This is a genomic window from Helicobacter macacae MIT 99-5501, assembly GCF_000507845.1.
In the GTDB taxonomy this organism is placed as follows: Bacteria; Campylobacterota; Campylobacteria; order Campylobacterales; family Helicobacteraceae; genus Helicobacter_B; species Helicobacter_B macacae.
In genome coordinates this window covers 564,506-584,026 of sequence record NZ_KI669454.1, presented here as the reverse complement: position 1 = coordinate 584,026, position 19,521 = coordinate 564,506, and the positions used below count along the sequence as shown (strand labels likewise).

The window sequence follows — 19,521 nt, the reverse complement described above, 5'->3', positions numbered from 1 at the left end:
ACAAGCAAAAATCTTAAGCAAATTAAAAAACAAAATATAGAGCAAAACAAAACTACAAAACCACAGGTAAAGGCAAAAAATGGCAAAAAAATACCGCCCAAATGTCGCAGCTATAATCCTTTCATCACATTATCCCAAAAAATGTGAGTTTTTTTTGGGCGAGAGAAGCGATGTGCGCGGAGTGTGGCAATTCCCACAAGGCGGTATAGATGAGGGGGAAAATCCACAAGAAGCACTATTTAGGGAATTGCTTGAAGAAATAGGCACTGATGAAGTAGAGATTTTGGCGCAATACCCACAATGGATAAACTACGATTTTCCCGAAGATGTGCGGACAAAAATGCAACCCTTTGATGGACAAACACAGCGATATTTTTTGCTTAGGCTAAAGCCAAATGCCAAAATCAATCTACAAACAGCGCACCCAGAGTTTGTCTCATATCAGTTTGTAGAGATTGCAGAAGTGTTTAAGAGAGTAAAAAGCTTTAAGCGAGATGTGTATAGCAAGGTGCTAAACTACTTCAAAACGCAAGGGTATCTATAATGCTAATCGTGCAAAAATACGGTGGGACAAGCGTGGGAGATTGCGAGCGAATCGATAGCGTGGCAAATCGCGTGATAGACGCACTAAAAACCACACAAGAAAAATCCCAAAATGAAAAAAATGAAAATCCCCAAAATAACCAACTCGTAATCGTAGTATCTGCTATGAGCGGGCAAACAGACGCACTTATCAACTACACCAAATACTTTAGCAAGCTACCAAATGAGCGCGAAGTAGATATGGCACTAAGCGCAGGCGAGCGCGTAACCGCCGCACTTCTAGCTATCGCCCTAGAATCAAAGGGCTACAAAGCAATCTCACTAAGTGGCGAAAAAGCGGGCATACTCACTGATTGCACACATACAAAAGCGCGAATCGAATCCATAAACACCGCACGCATAAAAGAACTCCTAGCACAAGACTACATTGTCGTGGTGGCTGGATTTCAGGGTGTGAGCGCAGAGGGAGAGACTACTACGCTTGGACGAGGAGGGAGCGATTTATCAGCAGTGGCGTTAGCAGGTGCGCTAAAAGCGGATTTGTGCGAAATCTACACCGATGTCGATGGCGTCTACACCACCGACCCTAGAATCGAAAAAAACGCACGCAAAATCGACAAAATCAGCTACGATGAAATGCTAGAGCTTGCTTCTATGGGTGCAAAAGTCTTGCTAAATCGTTCTGTGGAGCTAGCAAAAAAATGGGGTGTTACGCTTGTTACGCGTAGCTCTTTTACCCAAAAAGAGGGCACACTTATCACAAAAGAGGAGGACATAATGGAAAAGCCAATCGTAAGTGGAATCGCACTAGATAAAAACCAAGCGCGAGTAAGCATAGCAGATGTGATAGATAGACCGGGCATTGCCGCAGAGATTTTTAGCGCACTTGCAAATGCCAATATCAATGTAGATATGATAGTGCAAACTATCGGGAGAGATGGCAAGACGGATATAGATTTTACTATCCCCCAAACAGACATAGAGCAGACAAAGCTAGCATTAGAGCCATTTAAAAAAGATGTAGAATCTATCGAATATGACTGCGACATAGCCAAAGTCTCTATCGTGGGTGTGGGTATGAAATCTCACAGTGGCGTGGCAAGTGCTGGATTTCGCGCACTTGCAAGCGAAAATATCAACATAATGATGATTTCCACAAGTGAGATAAAAGTCTCTATGGTAATCGGACTACGACACGCAGAAAATGCAGTGCGCGCTCTGCATAGCGCATACAAGCTAGAATCCTGCCCCGTGTAAATATCAAGCTGCAAATCCACAAGCAATATCCACAAAACAAAACGACAAAATCCAAAAAATCAAAAATCTTAGCTTTATGCAAATTTTGTTTTTATATTTTTATGTCAATCAAAAAAGCGCGTTAGCTATGTTTTTTAAGTTTGGCTAAAAATATTAGCGCGACTTAAGCCATCACAACCAAAAAGGGAAATATTTTTAAAAAAGGAGATATTATGCAAGAAGTGTTAGATTTTCGCTCGTGGCTGCTAGATAATATCCGCAGCGATTGCAAAAAGTGGGCTAATGATAGACAATGGCTTGAGGTAGCAAGAAATATTTGGGCAGATACTTCACTCCCTGCGATAAAGCATATTTTAGATGGCGGGGCATTGCTACTTGCTACTGATGAGCGTAGGGATTGGTTCATATCTTATGCGCTAGCAAGATTTCATAGCTCTAGCAAACCTCGCCCGATTTTACCCGTGCTTAGCCTAAAAAGTCTTTTTCCCGCGCATTTTGTGCTACAAAAAGAAAATATGGAAAATATCCGCAATATGCTAAAAATCGCTTACAAAGATTATATGTTTTGGTATGTGGGGCGGAGCGATACGATTATGGCGGATTTGTGTATGGGGAGAGGAAATGGACTTTTTTGGGTGCTAAATGAGGGCGTGCGACAATCTTTTGTCCTAAAAGAAAGCGATGAATTTTTGGATTATAAACTTATTGAGATGCTCCAATTATTTGAAAAATCGCTATATGCTTCTGTGCTTGGCAAAGTTGTCCTAGAGTAGCCAATCTAGTGAATCAAAACAATCGAGGCAAAATGCAATACACAGGCAACATTATCCTAAGCTATGATATTTTTGAAAAAGCACAGTCGCTAAAAGATGAGATTGCCTCGCGCAACGAAATCGTGCGTGATTTTGTATGTGAGGAAGTCAAAATGGAAGACGCCCACGCCATAATCGCCCAAGCCTATATCGCCGAAAAAGAGAAAAAAACTATCATCATTGCTGCACAAAACTTCCGCAATGAAGCCCAAAACGCCCTACTAAAAATCCTAGAAGAACCACCACAAAATATCCATTTTATCATCATCACGCGCAACAAAACCGCTTTGCTACCTACGATTCGCTCTAGGCTTGTGCTAGAGGATTTGCGCGAAAAAAGTGAGATTGCTTCTTTTGGACTTGATATAACAAGGCTAGACTTGGGCAAAATCTTTGATTTTCTAAAAAACATAAACGCAAGCGAGGGGACAAAAACAAGTGGCAAAGAAATGGTAGAATCCCTACTAATTGCTATCCACAAAGCAGGTATAAAGCTAAGCGAGGAAGAGCTAGAAATGTTTGATAACGCACTTTTGGAGCTACACAACTACCGCAGAATTTCGCTAGTGATAACCCCACTGCTACTTATGCTACTACTTAGACAAAAAACAAACAACACTAAAAGGGCTTTATAAAACCCAAAAACTAAGCAAAATCTAAAAAGAGTCAAAATGCCAAAAAACCCCCCAAATCCCAAGCAAGAAGCACATAAGCTATCCACACAAACAAACACGCAAGATAAACAAGCAAGCACACAAACTAGCTCAAATAGCAAAAAAGAAGTGGTTTTGGAGCGAGTAAATATAGATTTGCTACCAAAGTGGCTTAGCAAAATCGGCACAGAAAAAATGGGGGCAAAGATTATGCAAAAAAAGGGCGAAGTGCTTGCTTTCTCACTACAAGATTTAAGCCTACCCACACTAAATATCCTAAAGCAAGAGGCATTAAGCGCGGGGGGGGATTTAGCCACGCCAAGAGAGGCGATACTAGGGGAGAAAAAGCTATATAATGCTCTGCTTATCGCTACGCACACACAGCTAGAAAAAATCATCTACAAATGCAAAATCCAACCCTTTGGACTAAAGCAAATAGCAAAAAAACTACAATCCCATCTCGCCAACAAATATAGCCAAAACAAAATCATTATGCCAATCATCAATATAACCCCTGATAGCTTCTATGCAGACTCTAGACACAGCTCAAAAAAGGCGATAGAATCCATAATCTCGCTTATAGATTCTGGTGCTACTCTCATCGACATAGGTGCAGCTAGCTCTCGCCCCGGAAGTGAGCTGATAAACCCAAGTGAAGAAAAAAAACGACTTAAAGAAGTATGTGAGTTTATAAGAAGAGAAAATCTAGCAAAAAAGGTGTCCTTTTCTATTGATACCTACAACGCTGAAGTAGCGGATTTTGCGTTGAAGCACGACTTTGCAATGATAAATGATGTAAGCGGAATAAAAAGCAAAAAAATGCTTGAAGTCATCGCCCACTACCACGCTCAAGTAGTGCTTATGCACACAAAAGGCACGCCAAAAGATATGGCAAATCTTAGTGAATATACTCATCTCATAAGCGAAGTAGATGAGTTTTTTGCACACAAAATTTGTGAGCTAGAAGCACACAAAGCAAGCAGGATTGTGCTAGATATTGGCTTTGGTTTTGCCAAAACTCACACCCAAAATCTAGCCCTTATCCAAAACCTAGCACATTTTAAGCACTTTGGGTATGAGATTTTGGTAGGTGCTAGTCGCAAAAGCACTATCGGTGCAATCACAAGCAGACAATCTCCAAGCGAGCGACTAAGTGGTAGCTTGGCTTTGCACTTACTCGCACTTCAAAATGGAGCGAACATTATCCGCACACACGACTTTGCTGAGCATATCGATATGCTAAAAATCCTTAGTGCGTTTAATGAGCTATGCTAATCTATGCCAGCTTCTGTGCTAATGATTGACAAAATCTAAAATGCCCTTATGTCTTTTGTCTGTGGCAGCAAAACAAGTTAGTAATAATCTTTTATTATTTTTTTGCGCAGATTTTAATCCACTCACAACTAAAAAATCATTTGATTTAAAAAAAAAATGCTAAAATTTCCTCACATACTTAAAACTTTAAAAGGAGTAGCTATGAAAAAAATAGCGATTGTATTAGCGTTTGGGTTTTTTGGATTTGTAGCGTTTGGAGAGACTCTAAGCACGGATTCTGCCAAAGAATCTAGCCCAGATTCTAAGCAAGAATCTCAAACACAAGTAAATCCTAGCGAACAAGCTGATTCTCAAGCTCAAAGTGCCCCTCAAGTGCAAGCTGATTCTAATGAACAAGCTGATTCTCAAGCGGTTTCTAATACTCAAGCAGCCACTAGCACACAAGCTAACACACAGCAAGACATTGGGGAAAGCATTGAGCTAAAATACCCAAATAGCGATTGGGAAGTGTGGAGCGAGATAGATACTAGCGAGTGGAGCAAAAAACAAGCCGAGTGCAATGCCCTAGATAAAGGTGCAGAGCGTGATAAGTGCAAATCTACGCAAGTAAAAAAGTTTCACAAACTGTGCAAAGGCAAGGGCAATGACAAATCCTGCGTCCTAAAAGTCGCAGTGCTTACTAGCGAGGAAGTAAAATCTGAAGACATAGACATTCTATACAAAACTTGCGATAAAGAGTATGCTTCAGCTTGTGCTTTTTATGGCAAAGTAGTAGGCGAGCTAGGAGATAAAGCAAATGAAACAAGACTATATGAAAAAGCCTGCGAGCTAGGAAGTGCTATGGGTTGTCTTGGTATGGGCAAATCATACTTTGAGCAAACAAAAGACACGCTTAAGGCAAAACCATACATTGACAAATATATCGACAAAGCAGTGGATTTGGCAGACAAAGGCTGCAAAGGTGGCTTTGAAGTAGCGTGCAAGCAGCTAGAAAATATCAATAAGCTAAAAGCAGAGATTGCCGCAAAAGCACAAGCCCAAAGCCAAGCACAAGAAGCCAATGCAGGTAAAAAGCCAAAAAAATCTAAAAAATAAAAAGCCTAAAATCTGCCCAAAAAGTCTTTAGGAAGTATTCTCTACTATATCTCTCCATTATTCACAAGCGAAATGTTTATGATAAATATTTCGCTTGTGCTATCTAAAGCATACACAAATGATATGCGATATTTTTTGCTTAGCTTATATGCCCTTTGGCTAGTGCATTATAAAATCTGTATAAAAAGCCTCCCCTACCCACAAAACCTTAAAAACCGCTTAAATACCTTAAACCTCGCTTAAACCTCCAAAAAATTACCCCAAAAATCATCAAAAATACCCCTAAATCTCCCCAAAATCCAATCTACAAAAAAAAAAAAAAACGAATGTTACTTATCGTAGCTTGAGAAAATCCCGCTACACACGACATTTTCGCAAAAATTGCAAAAAATCCACAAAATTTTTGCAAAAATTTATGCAACTATGTTGCAGACGACAAATGCTGTCGCACCCCTTTTGTATAATTTATGAAAAACAAAAGGAGGCTTTATGGCTTATAGATTTGATGAGGATTTGGAGTTTTTGCGCTATATGCAAAGCGCAGATTTGGACACGCTTGTGGAGATACTCATAGGCAAAGAGGGTAGTGGGAATTTCACTGAAGAATTGACAATGAATCCTCTTTATAAAAAATTTCACCCTGACCACATAAAATATATTGAGGAAATAATGGGAGAGATTCAATGTTTTGGTGGCAACACTTTCGCAACAATGCTTAGAGGTGGCAAGGGAGTGCTTTATAAGGAAATCCTTTGTGATGTGTGTGATAACTTGAGGGTTAATTACAACAAAAATTCATCTGTGGAGCGCATTGAGGGCGAATTGTTTGCAAAGATTTTGGAAAAAGCCATAGATAAAATGGATACAAAAGAGCTAGAACAAATAGTCAAAGAAATAAACAAAGGCACAAATATTAGCAGTGCAATGGGATTTGGCAAGCAAGCAGCACTCGTTGCTATGCAGGGCGCAATAAAAGCGGGTGGCTTTGCGTCATATCAGCTTGCCCTAATCGTAGCCAATGCTGTGGCAAAGCAAGTGATTGGCAGAGGGCTTACCTTCGCAGCAAATGCAGGACTTACACGAGCTTTAAGCGCATTTGCTGGACCGATAGGCTGGGTTATCACAGGGCTTTGGACGGGAGTAGATTTGGCAGGACCAGCATATAGGATAACTATACCCGCTGTGATAGAAGTGGCATTTTTGCGACTAAGACAGGGCAACACTTACAATGTATTTTTGACAGGCGAAACGGGCGTGGGCAAGGATACGATATTTCATATCCTAAAAGAGTGCAAATTTATAAAAGATTGGCACACCACAACTAATTTAGAATATGAAACTTTTGATGCTTGTGGAAAAACATTGAAAGTGGTAAATACAGGTGGACAAAGGGAAAATGACGATGAAAATATCGAGGCACGAAGGGGCTTAGAATCTAACACAAAATATGTCTATGTCTTTAGGGCTGATGATTATCTCACAAATGAAAAAATCAAAGAACAAATACAAATGGATTTGCAAAATCATAAAGAGCTGTGTGAGAAAAAAGGCTACACGCTAAAAATCATCGGCACACATAAAGATAAATGCCTTGAGTGTGGCATAAGTCAAACACAGATTCAAAATCTCTCTAGTGAAATTAGCAAAAATGGAGAATGTCAAATTTTGGATTTGACACAATTTAGTGGCGAGCAAAGGCAACAAGAGCTTTGTGATTTTATCACGGACTAGGAGGAAACGATGATAAATGCGACTATATCTGGCATACATAAGGAAAATCATCGTAAGCATATCACAATACAAAATGGCAAACTTGTTACAGACGAAACACAGAGGGAGTGTGTGAATGCGATTCTAAAAGAGTGTAGTGGCATAAAAGTGAGGGGTGATTCATATTTTGAACTTGATAACGGCAAAATATTTTGTTCATTATGCCACCCTATAAAAGACGACATAGGACGAAAGCGAATCGCCCTAATCGTTTGGGATAAAGATACTTCAAATGAGCTTATACAAAAGACACTTGAGGTAATGGGGCTTGAATATGAGCGATTTTTGGAGCTAAAGGGCGAGTTTGAGGAGCGATTCGTAGCTAGGCAAAAAGGTGGCGCGAGTAAAAACACGGTTGTTATCGTGGGTGGCATAGCATTGCTTGCCTTTGTCGCTTATTTGTTACTAAAAAAATAAAGGAGCTAAAAATGACACAAGAGTTAGAAAAGGTTTTTATCGCAAGTAAAACAATGCAAAACGCAATGAGATTAGACCCCGAATATGCGGACATTAAAAAGGAACTTGAGAGAGAGGATTTTAAGGTGGTTTGCTTTGATGATACGCATAATAAAGAGCTATTTAGTGGCGATAAATCTAAGCCTATTGGGGATTATGAGGGATTAGCCATTAGAAGTGATTTGTATGTGGGCGATAAATCGTTTTATCCATTGCCAAATTATTCTCAAAATTATTTCTCTCATCTAGAAATGGTAATGAGAGAAATCGCTGACTATATGGGTGCGTGTAAATGGGAATTTAGCTATGCAGAAGAAGTCCTTGAATCCAAAGAGCAAAATAAAGACTTTGATATAAGCGGTAGTGTCAAATCTAGTAGCTGGAGTGAGGGCACAGGAGCAAACAAAGTAACGCACGGAGCAGATATTGGCGTAGGATTTGGATATGCAAGCGCAAGTAATAGCCTACAAAGCAATGATGCTAAATTTAGCTATCAGCACAGCGAGGAGCTTATAGAGCGCAAAAAGAATCCGCAAGAACTTGCAGATTTTATCAAAGAGCAAGGAATCAATCTAAATGCCTTTGACCCGTCATTTAAAGAGCAGATACGCGACTATATAAATGGCGAAAAAATCGGCACGACAAGCCACGAAGTCGATAAAAGTGGGCATATCACAGAGTATAATAAAACTATACGCAAAATAAATGCAAATGTTGATATATGCAAGTTTTTTGAGGCTAAATTTAAGATAGATTTGCAAGATGAGCTAAAGACAGAGCATAGGCAAAGAGTGAAGTTGCTTTATAAAATGACTTTTGATAAAGCAAAAGATTAGATTTTGCAATTAGCATAAATTAGCTAGGCGCATTTCTCTTGCTAGGGGAATTTTTGTTAAAAAACTTGCTTGTTTTGCTAAAGAAGCCAAAGGCTTTCTAAAGAAACTTCGCTTCGCTTGTTTTCTAAAGAAACTGCGCTACGCTTGTTTTCTAAAGAAACTGCGCTTTTACTCGTCATTGCGAGAGAATCCGCAAGGATTCTCGTGGCAATCTATGTCTTTTTCTTTTTACTTTTGGATTGCCACGCAAGTCTTGCGACTTGCTCACAATGACGATAATGGCGTGTGGGTTTGTGGATTGCCACGCTCATTCGCTACGCCCATTTTCTCACAATGACAAAAAAATATTGTCATACTTAAGGCTTTAGCCGAAGTATGACAAAAACAAAATAGAGATATTTCGCTTGTCCTCAATATGAAAACGGAAAATGGGCTGACAGAATCTAGAGATATTTTGGTTTCTTGCGAAACCTCAATATGATAAAGCAAATAGTAGCAAGCAATCAGTTCCCCCCTCCCTTAGCACGAGTGGGCATAATGTAATTTCCCCCTCCCTTGCGGAGGGGGCTAGGGGGTGGGTAAATCCTACCTCCGCTTCTCAAGCAAAGTTGGCAACTGCAAACGACAAAAACGCAACTGCTAGCAATGCAAATGCTTCCATTGCCAACAAAGCAAACACAAATATTTCCGTCATTACTAAAGAAACTGCGCTACGCTTGTTTTCTAAAGAAACTGCGCTACGCTTGTTTTCTAAAGAAACTGCGCTACGCTTGTTTTGCGAGCAAATGAAATGAGCGTGGCAATCCATAAAAAAATCAAAAAGAAAGAAATAGGCTATTTTATGCTTAGTCGCAATAGCGTTACTAATAATAGCCTTGCTTGCGATACAAACCCCCACAATAACTTTATTTACAACAGCCTTTCAAACAGCCTTGTTTGCTACGAGAATCTAGCAATATTGATAGCCCCTCTTTCCGTGCTTATGTTTGCACTTGCCTTATGAGTTTTAACCATTTCTTAGCCATTTTTAGCTACAATTCCAAGATTTTCTTAGCTAGATTTTGCTTAAAATATTTATTTGCAAACTTTCTTAACCTCTAGCAAACACCAAAACGATTTAAACACCAAAAGGCTCGCTAAAAATGGCAACTGCAAGGCAAAACATTTATAAACGACTTTTTTCTTTTTTGGGCACACTTCAAAAATCCAAAGACTTGACCGTCGTAGCCTTTTTGCTCTGTATTTTAGTCATCATCATTGTCCCGCTCCCCCCTGCGATTTTAGATTTTCTCATCACTATTTCTATTATGCTTTCAATCCTTATCATTTTTATAGCCCTCTATATTACTAAGCCTACGGATTTTTCAGCTTTCCCCACACTTTTGCTTATCGTTACACTCTATCGCCTTGCGCTAAATGTCGCCACCACTAGAATGATTCTAACCGAGGGGTATAAAGGACCAAACGCGGTTAGTGATATTATCGCTGCATTTGGGGAATTTACCATAGGTGGAAACTATGTCATCGGCACGATTATCTTTACAATTTTGGTGCTTGTAAATCTACTTGTAGTTACAAATGGCTCTACACGCGTAACAGAAGTGCGAGCGCGCTTTGCGCTAGATGCGATGCCGGGTAAGCAAATGGCGATTGATGCGGATTTCAACAGCGGACTTATAAGCGAAGATGAAGCAAAGGCTAGGCGAGCAGCACTTGCCCAAGAAGCAGATTTTTATGGCTCTATGGATGGTGCTAGCAAATTTGTCAAAGGCGATGCCATAGCCTCTATCATCATAACCATTATAAACATTATCGGTGGATTCCTTATCGGTGTGTTTCAGCGCGATTTAAGCATAGCAGATTCTGCTAGCACTTTTAGTATTTTGACTATCGGTGATGGATTAGTGGGGCAAATCCCAGCCCTAGTCATCGCCACTGCCACAGGTATAGTCGCCACACGCACAGCTGCTAGTGAAAACTCAAAAGAAAGCTTCGCCCAAAATCTCATATCCCAGCTTACTTCGCAGTCAAAAACACTCATCATCGTGGGCGCGATTTTGCTACTTTTTGCCTCCATACCCGGCTTGCCGACTTTGTCGCTTATGTTTGTAGGCTCACTTATGCTATTTATCGCGTGGGTTCTCTCTCGCGAAGATAAGCGAAGTCTTTTATCTATACTCATAGATTGGATAAACAAACGATTCAATATGGATTTGTCATTGCCTAGCTTTGATGAGGAGGAGCAGGCAAAAGAAGCTAGCCACGCCCCCGCACCCAAAGAAGAAAAATCCCCAGAGGAAATCAAAAAAGAAGAAGAGCGAAATCTAAATGACGCGCTAAAAATTGATTTCTTAGAGCTAGGGCTAGGATATGAGCTTATCGGGCTAGCCGACCAAAAACAAGGAGGAGTGCTTATTGAGCGTGTGCGCTCTGTGCGCAAAAACCTCGCTTCAAATTTTGGATTTCTTATGCCACAAGTGAGAATCAGGGATAACCTCCACCTACCACCACAAAACTACGAAATCAAGCTAAAAGGCGTAGTCATAGGCGAAGGCTCGGTAATGCCACACAAATTTTTAGCAATGGATACAGGCATCGTTGGCAAAAAAATCGAGGGTATAGAAACCACAGAGCCAGCATTTGGTATGAACGCCCTATGGATAGAGCCAAAAGACAAAGAAGACGCGCTAATGAGTGGCTACACTATCATAGACCCTAGCACGGTGGTTTCTACACATATCAGCGAGCTAGTCAAGCGACACGCAGAAGAGTTTATCACGCGTGATGCTATCAAAGAAATCCTAGACAGAATGGCAGAGGACTACCCAGCACTTATTGAAGAAGCACGCAAAATCCCAGCTATGATTCGCTCCGTGCTACAAAAGCTACTATCTGAGCAAGTGCCTATACGAGATATGCTAACTATCCTAGAAACTATCGTAGATAAACAAAATATGGATATTGACCTAGTCGTAGAAAATGTCCGTTCCAAGCTAGCGCGGGTGATAACGCATACTTTTGCCGCTGATGATGGAAGCCTAAAGATTCTTACCTTTGCACCACTTGATGAGGAGTATCTAAACTCCAAAATTCGCATAGACCCAGATTTTGGGCTGATTTTGGAGCTAAGCACAGGAGAAACCCAAAAGCTACTAGAAGCGTGCGAATCAAAAGTAGGCGAGCTAAAAGCAAAAAATATCCTGCACTTTGTCATCGTAGCAGGACCAAAGCTACGGCGTCCGCTATACAACAAACTAAAAGAGTTGCGAATCGATGTCGTGCTTCTTAGCTCCGCAGAAATTGATATAAACTCCAAATACGAGTTTGTAGGAATCATTGAGCCTAGCTTTAGGAGTGCCTAAGCGCACAAAGCTAAATCTATCGCAATAACAAATCATAAGGAATAAAAATGAAAGTTTTTCATCTATCTCATACGGATTTGGACGGCTATGGCTGTCAATATGTCGCAAATAAAGTGTTTGATGATATTTGCTTTTTTAACGCAAACTACGGCAAAGAAGTCAGCGTGCGACTACAACATATCTGCACAAAAATAGACGCACAACTCACAAAAGGCGATATGACCTCCACGCTTAGCTTACTAGAATCAAAGTTTCGCCCTAAGCTAAGTGATAAGTCAAATAACAAGGCTGATAAAAAGCTAGATTCTAGCGACATTGGCGAGCAATTTTTGATTTTAATCACGGATTTAAACCTAACTCCTAGTGAGGCGAAATGGCTAAATGAAAAAATAGCAAGCTATGAAGCAAGCGGACACAATGTCAAAGCCCTACTGCTAGACCACCACATAAGTGGCGAGGAGTGCGCCAAAATCTATGAATGGTATCATCTAGATGATACGCGCTGTGCTAGCAAAATCACTTATGAAACACTGCCAAAAATGTTTTCGCTAGAAAATCAAAAACTAGAGAATCTATCTAAGCTAAAAGACTTCATAGAGATGATAAATGCCATAGATATTTGGCTAGAAGATGGAGAGAATTTTGAGTTTGGCAAAGTCGCGCTTGGAATGATAGCTATGAGCAATGAACTAAATCGCTTTATGTTTGATGAACCTCATAGGGCGTATAAATTTGCCCTTTTGGATTTTGCTTTTGAGTATTTACAAAAAGGTGCGGTAGAATTTGACAACGCTGTGTTTATGCTAAAAAAGCTCGCTCTAAAAGGCACACCAGATAAAGAAACAATGGATAGTGTTTGCTCTCGTATCCAGTGCGAACTTTTGGAGGGAATGAAAGAGAATTGCACGATTTTTTATGGAGACAAAAGGGGTTTTTTGAGCTATTGTATGGGTGGGATTAGCGTGCTTGCCAATCGCTTTTTGCGACAAAATGAGGAGTATGATTTTTATATGGATATAAATATGCGTGGCACGATTAGCCTGCGAGCAAATGGTGCGTGCGATGTAAGCGAGCTAAGCAAAGAAGTATTTAACGGCGGGGGACACAAAAATGCCGCAGGAGGCAAGCTAGATAATTTCAAAGAGAGCTTTTTATATGAGGATATAAAATCTCAAGTCCAAAACGCCCTGCAAGGCTAGATTTTTTAACTTTTTAGCGTGCGGTTTTTTTTCAAATCCAAAAATTGCTTAGGAGTTTTTTACGCAAACAAAATCGTTTATTTTTGTCATAACGCGTTTTTGCAGATTTCCCTCATAGCAAAATCACTTAGAAAATCTATCTATTTTTACAAGCCAAATCGCTCCAATGCTCTTTGCAAATCTTCTTTTGTATCTATGCCGATACTTTGGCTCTGCACGACTGTCATTTGTATGCGTTTGCCATAGTATATAGCACGAAGTTGCTCTAGCTTTTCGATATGCTCTAGCGGGCTAGAATCTAGCTCATTTGGCAATGCACAAAACTCCGCCAAAGATTCCACGCTATATCCATATACACCCAAATGCCCATAATAAATCGGTGGGCTTTTGGACTCTTTATCTCGCCAAAAAGGAATGCTTGCGCGAGAAAAATAAATCGCTTCATTTTGCTTATTTAGCACGACTTTTACGAGATTTGGATTTTCTATTTCGCTTTGGCTTATCACTTTTGCGCAGCTCCCCATCCAAGCACCTTTTTGCATTATGTCTTTTAGCGATTCTATCACGACTGATTCCAAAAACGGCTCATCTGCTTGAATATTTATGATGATTTCTTTGCTGTTTAGCCCGAGCTTTTTTGCCGCTTCATTGCATCTATCTGTGCCACTTTGGTGGTGCTTAGAAGTGATGAGGGCTCGCAATCCCACGCTTTTGCACAGCTTAAGCACTCCCTCATCATCACAAGCTATACACACTTCATCGATTTTGCTAGCATTTTTAGCAGTTTTTATTAGCATCGGTTCGCCCTGTATGTCTGCCAAAATCTTGTTTGGAAAGCGGGTGGAGGAAAGCCTAGCTGGGATAATTATCATTTTTTCTCCTTAAAGTGTTTTTGAGGTTTTATTAGATTTGGCTTGCTTTTATCTTTGTCGATTCTTGGTTTTTGCTAGTTTTTGCCTCATAGCCCGCCAAATCGCCTAACTCTCTTGCTAAAATCCACTATAATTTGCTCTAGCTCCCTAGTGCCAAAATCTGGGAAAAGCGTCTTGCTAAAATACAGCTCCGCATAGCTTGCCTGCCATAGCAAAAAGTTTGATAATCGTTGCTCCCCACCTGTGCGGATAAGCAAATCCACATCTGGCAAATCATAAGTGTCTAAATTCTTGGCTATTAGGGCTTGTATGTCGCTAGATTTTTGTAGCGTTTGTGGCATTTGTTGTGTTTGAATAGGTTTTGCTAGTTGCTTAGATTTTAGGATTTTGCCAAATGCACGAGCTAGCTCATCTCTTGAGCCATAATTAAGTGCTAGGACTTGGGTTAGATTTGTGTAGTTATGTGTGCTAGATTCTAGCTGTGTTATGAGATTTTGCAGCGTATTGCTAAATGCGCCAATATCACCAATAGCGCGAAATCTTATTTGGTGCTTATGATAAGTTTTTGCTTCATTTTTTAAGTATTTTTCAAGTAGTTTTAGTAGGAAATCCACTTCTTGCTTTGGACGAATCCAATTCTCTGTGGAAAAAGCATAAAGCGTTAGATAAGCAATATGATTTTTAGCACACCAAGTAGTGATTTCGCGCACCTTTTTTGCCCCCTCTTTGTGTCCAGCCTTGCGTCCTTTACCACGCATTTGTGCCCATCTACCATTGCCATCCATTATGATAGCTATATGAGATAAAGAAGTGGCTAAATCTTTTGCCATTTTTTGCCTTTATTACCAAACCCCCCTGCAATTATGTCCCTAAAACAAATCAATAGCCACACAAAACACAAAAGAAATCTAAAATACAGATTTCCTAAGCCAAAGCATTAGTTAGCTTTGGTACTTGGTGTTTTCTCTGCGCTTAAGATATTCCACGCAGTGAGAGCATCTATGGCAGATTTTAGCTGTATATCATCGGCTATGTCTGATTGAGAGATTAGCTTTTGAGATTCTTTTTTGGATTCGGTTGGCTTTTCGCCTTTGTTATCGATTTTGCGAAGTTCATTTTCTAGATGATTTCGTAAATCAGCTTCTTTTATCTCAAGCCCACCATCACTTTGTGGCACGCTCCCCGGATGGACTATTATATCTGGCTTGACGCCTACGGCTTGTATGGTCCTCCCACTTGGTAGGTAGTATTTGGCAGTAGTTAGCTTGATAGCTTCATTTGAGCTTATGGGGATTACCATTTGCACGCTTCCTTTGCCAAATGTCTCCTCACCCACCACGATAGCGCGTCTGTGGTCTTGGAGTGCGCCTGACACGATTTCGCTAGCACTTGCTGTGCCTGCATTTACAAGGGCTACGATAGGTAGCTTTGAGTATGGTGCTTTACCTGTGGCTTTGTAGCTTATGTTTTCCTCATTGACTTTGCCTTTTTGGGATACGATGACGCCGTCTTTGATAAAGAGATTTGACAAATCCACCGCTTGGTCAAGTAGCCCACCCGGATTATTTCGCAAATCTAGCACAAGTCCTTTTATCTTTGTGTGCTCTTTTAGGGCTGCACTTGCAGATTGTGTTACATTCTCATCAAATGAATTTACACGCAAATAGAGATAATCTGTGTCCTCAATCTTTTTGGCATACACGGATTTGACTTTGATAATGTCGCGCACGAGCTTGAACTCCATAGGCTTGCCCTCTCCCTTTCGCACTATGCTTATAGTGATAGGTGTTTTTGGCTTACCACGCATTAGATTTACAGCATCATCTATACTCATTCCTATCGTGCTTTGATTTTCGATTTTTAGGATAACATCGCCACTTTTTAGCCCCGCTCTTTGTGCGGGAGTATCATCTAGAGGGGCGATTACGGTAAGTGCGCCATCTTTTAGCCCCACTGTGATTCCTAGCCCACCAAACTCGCCTTTGGTTTGGATTTTTAGCTCTTTGTATTTTTTCTCATCAAGGTAGGCAGAGTGTGCGTCTAGATTGCTTATAAGCCCATCAATAGCTTTATCCACAATCTCTTCTACCCCCACTTCATCGACATAGTAGGATTCTATGATTGAGAGTGTTTTAGAAAATTTTTCAATCGCTTGAGCGCGTTGCTTCCTGTCTGCTTGTGGATTTTGTGGCTTTTGAGTGCCTTGTGAGATAGCAAACACATTGCTAAAAGCTAGCAAAGCCCAAACAAATGCGATTCCTACGCCCAAGAAAAAGTATTTCTTATTCATCGTGTCTTTTTTCTCCTAATCGTGCTTAAAAATTTGCAAAATCTCGCCTAAACCAACAAGTCTTTACCCCAAATATTTTAGGCTTAAAAGTAAAGGCGTATTTTATCCAAAAACTAGCAAATATCAAGCCAAATCCCGCAAAAACGCTTAAAAACAAGCAACAAAGCAAAATTATTGCTAGATTCTCACTAAATTTTCAAAACCTTAACAATAAATGAATAAAAAAAGTTTATATGTTTAGACTAAAGTATTATAATGCCTTTTGTATAAAGTTTCATTTTGACAAAAGCAAACAATGCACACAAATACAAAATACTAAAAACGCAAAAACAAAACTTAAAGGAGTGAAAAATGCAAAATTCTCTTTTTGACAAACTTACAAATCATTTCAAAGAAACGCTAGATTCTGCCGCTTCGCTTGCCCTGCACGCAGGCAATGCCGAGCTCACAAGCAAGCATATCATCTGGGCTATGCTAGCAAATCATCAAAGCCTGCTAAACCAAGCCCTAAACAAAATGGACGCACAAACACAAGCAATAGAGCTAGAAGCAAAAAGCGCGGTAGAATCCCTACCAAAATCCTCTAGCGTATCAAGTGAAAATATCTCTCTATCAAGCGAGCTAAAAAACGCACTAGATTTAGCCCTAGCCCACGCCACGCAAAATGGCGATAACTTCGTAGCACTAGATAATTTCATCATTGCCAACCTAAAAAGCGATGATTTTAAGCAAATTTTGGGGAAATATATAGACACCCACGAGCTAGCAAAGACACTCGAATCAATCCGCGCAGGGAGCAAAATCCTAAACCAAAACGATGACTCAAACCTCCAAGCCCTAGCAAAATACGGCATCGACCTCACAGCAAAAGCACTAGAGGGCAAGCTAGACCCTGTCATCGGCAGAGATGAGGAGATACAGCGACTTATGCAAATCCTCATACGAAAGACAAAAAACAACCCCATTTTGCTAGGCGAGCCCGGGGTTGGCAAAACCGCAGCCGTAGAGGGACTAGCCCAAAAAATCATCAAAAAAGATGTGCCACTCTCTTTGCAAAACAAACGCGTAATCGCGCTTGATATGAGTGCACTTATCAGCGGGGCGAAGTATCGAGGCGAGTTTGAGGAGCGACTAAAGGCGGTGGTTGATGAAGTCAAAAAAAGTGCCAATGTGATTTTGTTTATCGATGAGATTCACACTATCGTGGGAGCGGGGGCGAGCGAGGGTTCTATGGACGCGGCAAATATCCTAAAGCCCGCACTCTCTCGTGGCGAGCTACACACTATCGGCGCGACCACGCTAAAAGAATATCGCAAATACTTTGAAAAAGACGCCGCTCTCACACGGCGATTTCAGCCCGTGTTGCTAAATGAGCCAACCGTGAGTGAGTCGCTACAAATCTTGCGCGGACTAAAGGAGCGATTAGAAGCCCACCACAAAGTAAATATCACAGATTCCGCACTCGTAGCAGCCGCTAAGCTCTCATCGCGCTATATCACGGATAGATTTTTGCCTGATAAAGCCATTGATTTAATCGATGAAGCCGCTGCCGAGCTAAAAATGCAAATCGAATCTGAGCCTTTTGAGCTTGCAAACATAAAGCGCGTGGTGCAAAATCTAAAAGTCGAAAAAGAAGCCCTAAAAATGGAAAAAGACTCCACAAGTGCGAGCAATCGACTAAAAGAGATAGAAAAGCAAATCAGCAATGCCGATGAGGAGAGGGCAAAGCTAGAAGCGAGGTTTGAGAATGAAAAATCTGTCTTTGAGCAAATCGCCAAAGCAAAAGATGAAATCGAGAATTTAAAGCGCAATAGCGATATTTTTAAGCGTGAGGGTAAGCTCGAAGAAGCCGCTAAAATCGACTATGACACGCTACCAAAGGCGATAGAAAACGAAAAAGCACTCAATGAAAAATGGGAGCAAATGCAAGATGGAGGCACGCTACTAAAAAACGCCGTTACCCAAGAGAGTATCGCCAAAATCATTAGCCGCTGGACGCAAATCCCTATCCAAAAAATGCTCCAAAGTGAAAAAGAGAAAATTCTAGGCATAGAGGAAAAACTCGCCCAATCTGTCATCGGGCAGCAAGCCGCGCTAAAGGCAATCTCTCGAGCAATCAAGCGCAACAAAGCAGGGCTTAGCGATAGCAATCGCCCTATTGGGAGTTTTCTTTTTTTGGGACCCACAGGTGTGGGCAAAACAGAATCAGCTAAGGCATTGGCGCGATTTCTCTTTGATAGTGAGAAAAATCTCGTGCGCTTTGATATGAGCGAATATATGCAAAAGCACGAGGTTTCGCGCCTTGTGGGAGCAGCACCGGGCTATGTAGGTTATGAGGAGGGCGGGCAGCTTACCGAAGCGGTGCGCAGGAAGCCTTATTGTGTGCTACTTTTTGATGAAATCGAAAAAGCACACCCTGATGTGTTTAATCTCCTTTTGCAAGTGCTTGATGATGGGCGTCTAACGGACAACAAAGGCGTAACGGTGGATTTCAAAAACACCATTATCATTTTGACAAGCAATATAGGTAGCGACAAAATAATGCAAATAGAGGACAAAATTAAGCGCGAAAACGCCGTGAAAGACGAGCTAAAAGGCTACTTTAAGCCAGAATTTCTAAACCGCCTTGATGATATGGTGATTTTTAATCCTTTGGGGCAAAGCGAAATAACACAAATCGTGGATATAATGTTTGCCCACATCGCTAGCAAACTCAAAGAGCGCGACATAACTATCACTCTAGATTCTAGAGCAAAGGAGTTTATCGCAAGTGTGGGCTTTGACCCTGTGTTTGGAGCGCGCCCGCTAAAACGCGCACTCTATGAGGAGATAGAGGATAGGCTTGCTGAACTCATACTAGAAGACAAACTAAAAGACGGGGACAAAGTAGAATTTAGCGCGGACAAAGAGGGAATAAAAGCGAAAATTTCACACTAAGGAGTGTGCTTGTAGTCAAAGGGTTACAAGAAGTATTGCAAAGTGTTTTTGCTATGTTTGTCAAATAGTCATAAGCAAAAAATTGCGCCACTCACTTTGAAAAAATACTTTTTCATAGATTTTTGTCGTGGCGTGTATTTTGCGCCACCAAACAAAGACTTTTG

Annotated in this window: 16 protein-coding genes and 1 pseudogene; 14 read left to right on the top strand and 3 right to left on the bottom strand. The window is 40.8% G+C overall.

Annotated features, from left to right (window positions below; all coding sequences use genetic code 11):
* The first annotated feature begins 79 nt into the window (after positions 1-79).
* From HMPREF2086_RS02540 to HMPREF2086_RS02480, 13 genes and pseudogenes are all read left to right on the top strand, one after another.
* Entirely contained in the window at positions 80-544 is a 465-nt protein-coding gene (locus HMPREF2086_RS02540; RefSeq protein WP_023927188.1) for an RNA pyrophosphohydrolase, read from the top strand.
* Positions 544-1,800 (top strand): aspartate kinase, encoded by a 1,257-nt coding sequence (locus tag HMPREF2086_RS02535; protein ID WP_023927187.1) that lies wholly within the window; start codon positions 544-546, stop codon positions 1,798-1,800. Before HMPREF2086_RS02540 ends, HMPREF2086_RS02535 begins: the two co-directional genes overlap by 1 nt.
* Positions 1,801-2,012: 212 nt before the next feature.
* Positions 2,013-2,573: a HobA family DNA replication regulator gene (locus HMPREF2086_RS02530; protein WP_023927186.1), complete on the top strand. Its 561-nt coding sequence runs from the start codon at positions 2,013-2,015 to the stop codon at positions 2,571-2,573.
* Between the two features lie 8 nt (positions 2,574-2,581).
* Complete coding sequence (locus HMPREF2086_RS02525) at positions 2,582-3,247, top strand: DNA polymerase III subunit delta' (RefSeq protein ID WP_051397595.1); 666 nt, start codon at positions 2,582-2,584, stop codon at positions 3,245-3,247.
* Positions 3,248-3,394: 147 nt separating this feature from the next.
* Positions 3,395-4,540 carry a dihydropteroate synthase gene (gene folP / locus HMPREF2086_RS02520; RefSeq protein ID WP_034560782.1) on the top strand — a complete coding sequence of 382 codons (1,146 nt, stop codon included), beginning with the start codon at positions 3,395-3,397 and terminating at the stop codon, positions 4,538-4,540.
* 201 nt (positions 4,541-4,741) lie between these two features.
* Positions 4,742-5,635 (top strand): hypothetical protein, encoded by an 894-nt coding sequence (locus tag HMPREF2086_RS02515; protein ID WP_023927183.1) that lies wholly within the window; start codon positions 4,742-4,744, stop codon positions 5,633-5,635.
* A 489-nt stretch (positions 5,636-6,124) separates the two neighbouring features.
* A pseudogene (locus HMPREF2086_RS12025) lies at positions 6,125-6,847 on the top strand (DUF3944 domain-containing protein); the annotation flags it as partial.
* 528 nt (positions 6,848-7,375) lie between these two features.
* A complete protein-coding gene (locus tag HMPREF2086_RS02505; protein WP_023927181.1) occupies positions 7,376-7,822 on the top strand; it encodes a hypothetical protein in 447 nt (148 codons plus the stop codon).
* A gap of 11 nt (positions 7,823-7,833) precedes the next feature.
* Positions 7,834-8,697, top strand: a complete 864-nt coding sequence (locus tag HMPREF2086_RS02500; protein ID WP_023927180.1) for a hypothetical protein — start codon at positions 7,834-7,836, stop codon at positions 8,695-8,697.
* 214 nt (positions 8,698-8,911) lie between these two features.
* The gene (locus HMPREF2086_RS12295) at positions 8,912-9,034 is read left to right on the top strand and encodes a hypothetical protein (protein WP_267902064.1); all 123 of its coding nucleotides are present in this window, start codon (positions 8,912-8,914) and stop codon (positions 9,032-9,034) included.
* 453 nt (positions 9,035-9,487) lie between these two features.
* Positions 9,488-9,700 (top strand): hypothetical protein, encoded by a 213-nt coding sequence (locus HMPREF2086_RS02490; RefSeq protein WP_023927179.1) that lies wholly within the window; start codon positions 9,488-9,490, stop codon positions 9,698-9,700.
* 139 nt (positions 9,701-9,839) lie between these two features.
* On the top strand, positions 9,840-12,059 hold the full coding sequence (gene flhA, locus HMPREF2086_RS02485; RefSeq protein WP_023927178.1) for a flagellar biosynthesis protein FlhA: 2,220 nt from the start codon (positions 9,840-9,842) through the stop codon (positions 12,057-12,059).
* Between the two features lie 47 nt (positions 12,060-12,106).
* A complete protein-coding gene (locus HMPREF2086_RS02480) occupies positions 12,107-13,258 on the top strand; it encodes a DHH family phosphoesterase (protein ID WP_023927176.1) in 1,152 nt (383 codons plus the stop codon).
* 146 nt (positions 13,259-13,404) lie between these two features.
* Here HMPREF2086_RS02480 and kdsB read toward each other — a convergent pair whose 3' ends face one another.
* From kdsB to HMPREF2086_RS02465, 3 genes are all read right to left on the bottom strand, one after another.
* The gene (gene kdsB / locus HMPREF2086_RS02475) at positions 13,405-14,130 is read right to left on the bottom strand and encodes a 3-deoxy-manno-octulosonate cytidylyltransferase (RefSeq protein ID WP_023927175.1); all 726 of its coding nucleotides are present in this window, start codon (positions 14,128-14,130) and stop codon (positions 13,405-13,407) included.
* An 86-nt stretch (positions 14,131-14,216) separates the two neighbouring features.
* Positions 14,217-14,960, bottom strand: a complete 744-nt coding sequence (locus HMPREF2086_RS02470) for a di-trans,poly-cis-decaprenylcistransferase (RefSeq protein WP_023927174.1) — start codon at positions 14,958-14,960, stop codon at positions 14,217-14,219.
* A gap of 107 nt (positions 14,961-15,067) precedes the next feature.
* Positions 15,068-16,420, bottom strand: a complete 1,353-nt coding sequence (locus HMPREF2086_RS02465; protein WP_023927172.1) for a S41 family peptidase — start codon at positions 16,418-16,420, stop codon at positions 15,068-15,070.
* 351 nt (positions 16,421-16,771) lie between these two features.
* Here HMPREF2086_RS02465 and HMPREF2086_RS02460 point away from each other — a divergent pair, with 351 nt between their 5' ends.
* The gene (locus HMPREF2086_RS02460; RefSeq protein WP_023927170.1) at positions 16,772-19,357 is read left to right on the top strand and encodes an ATP-dependent Clp protease ATP-binding subunit; all 2,586 of its coding nucleotides are present in this window, start codon (positions 16,772-16,774) and stop codon (positions 19,355-19,357) included.
* Positions 19,358-19,521: the final 164 nt, after the last annotated feature.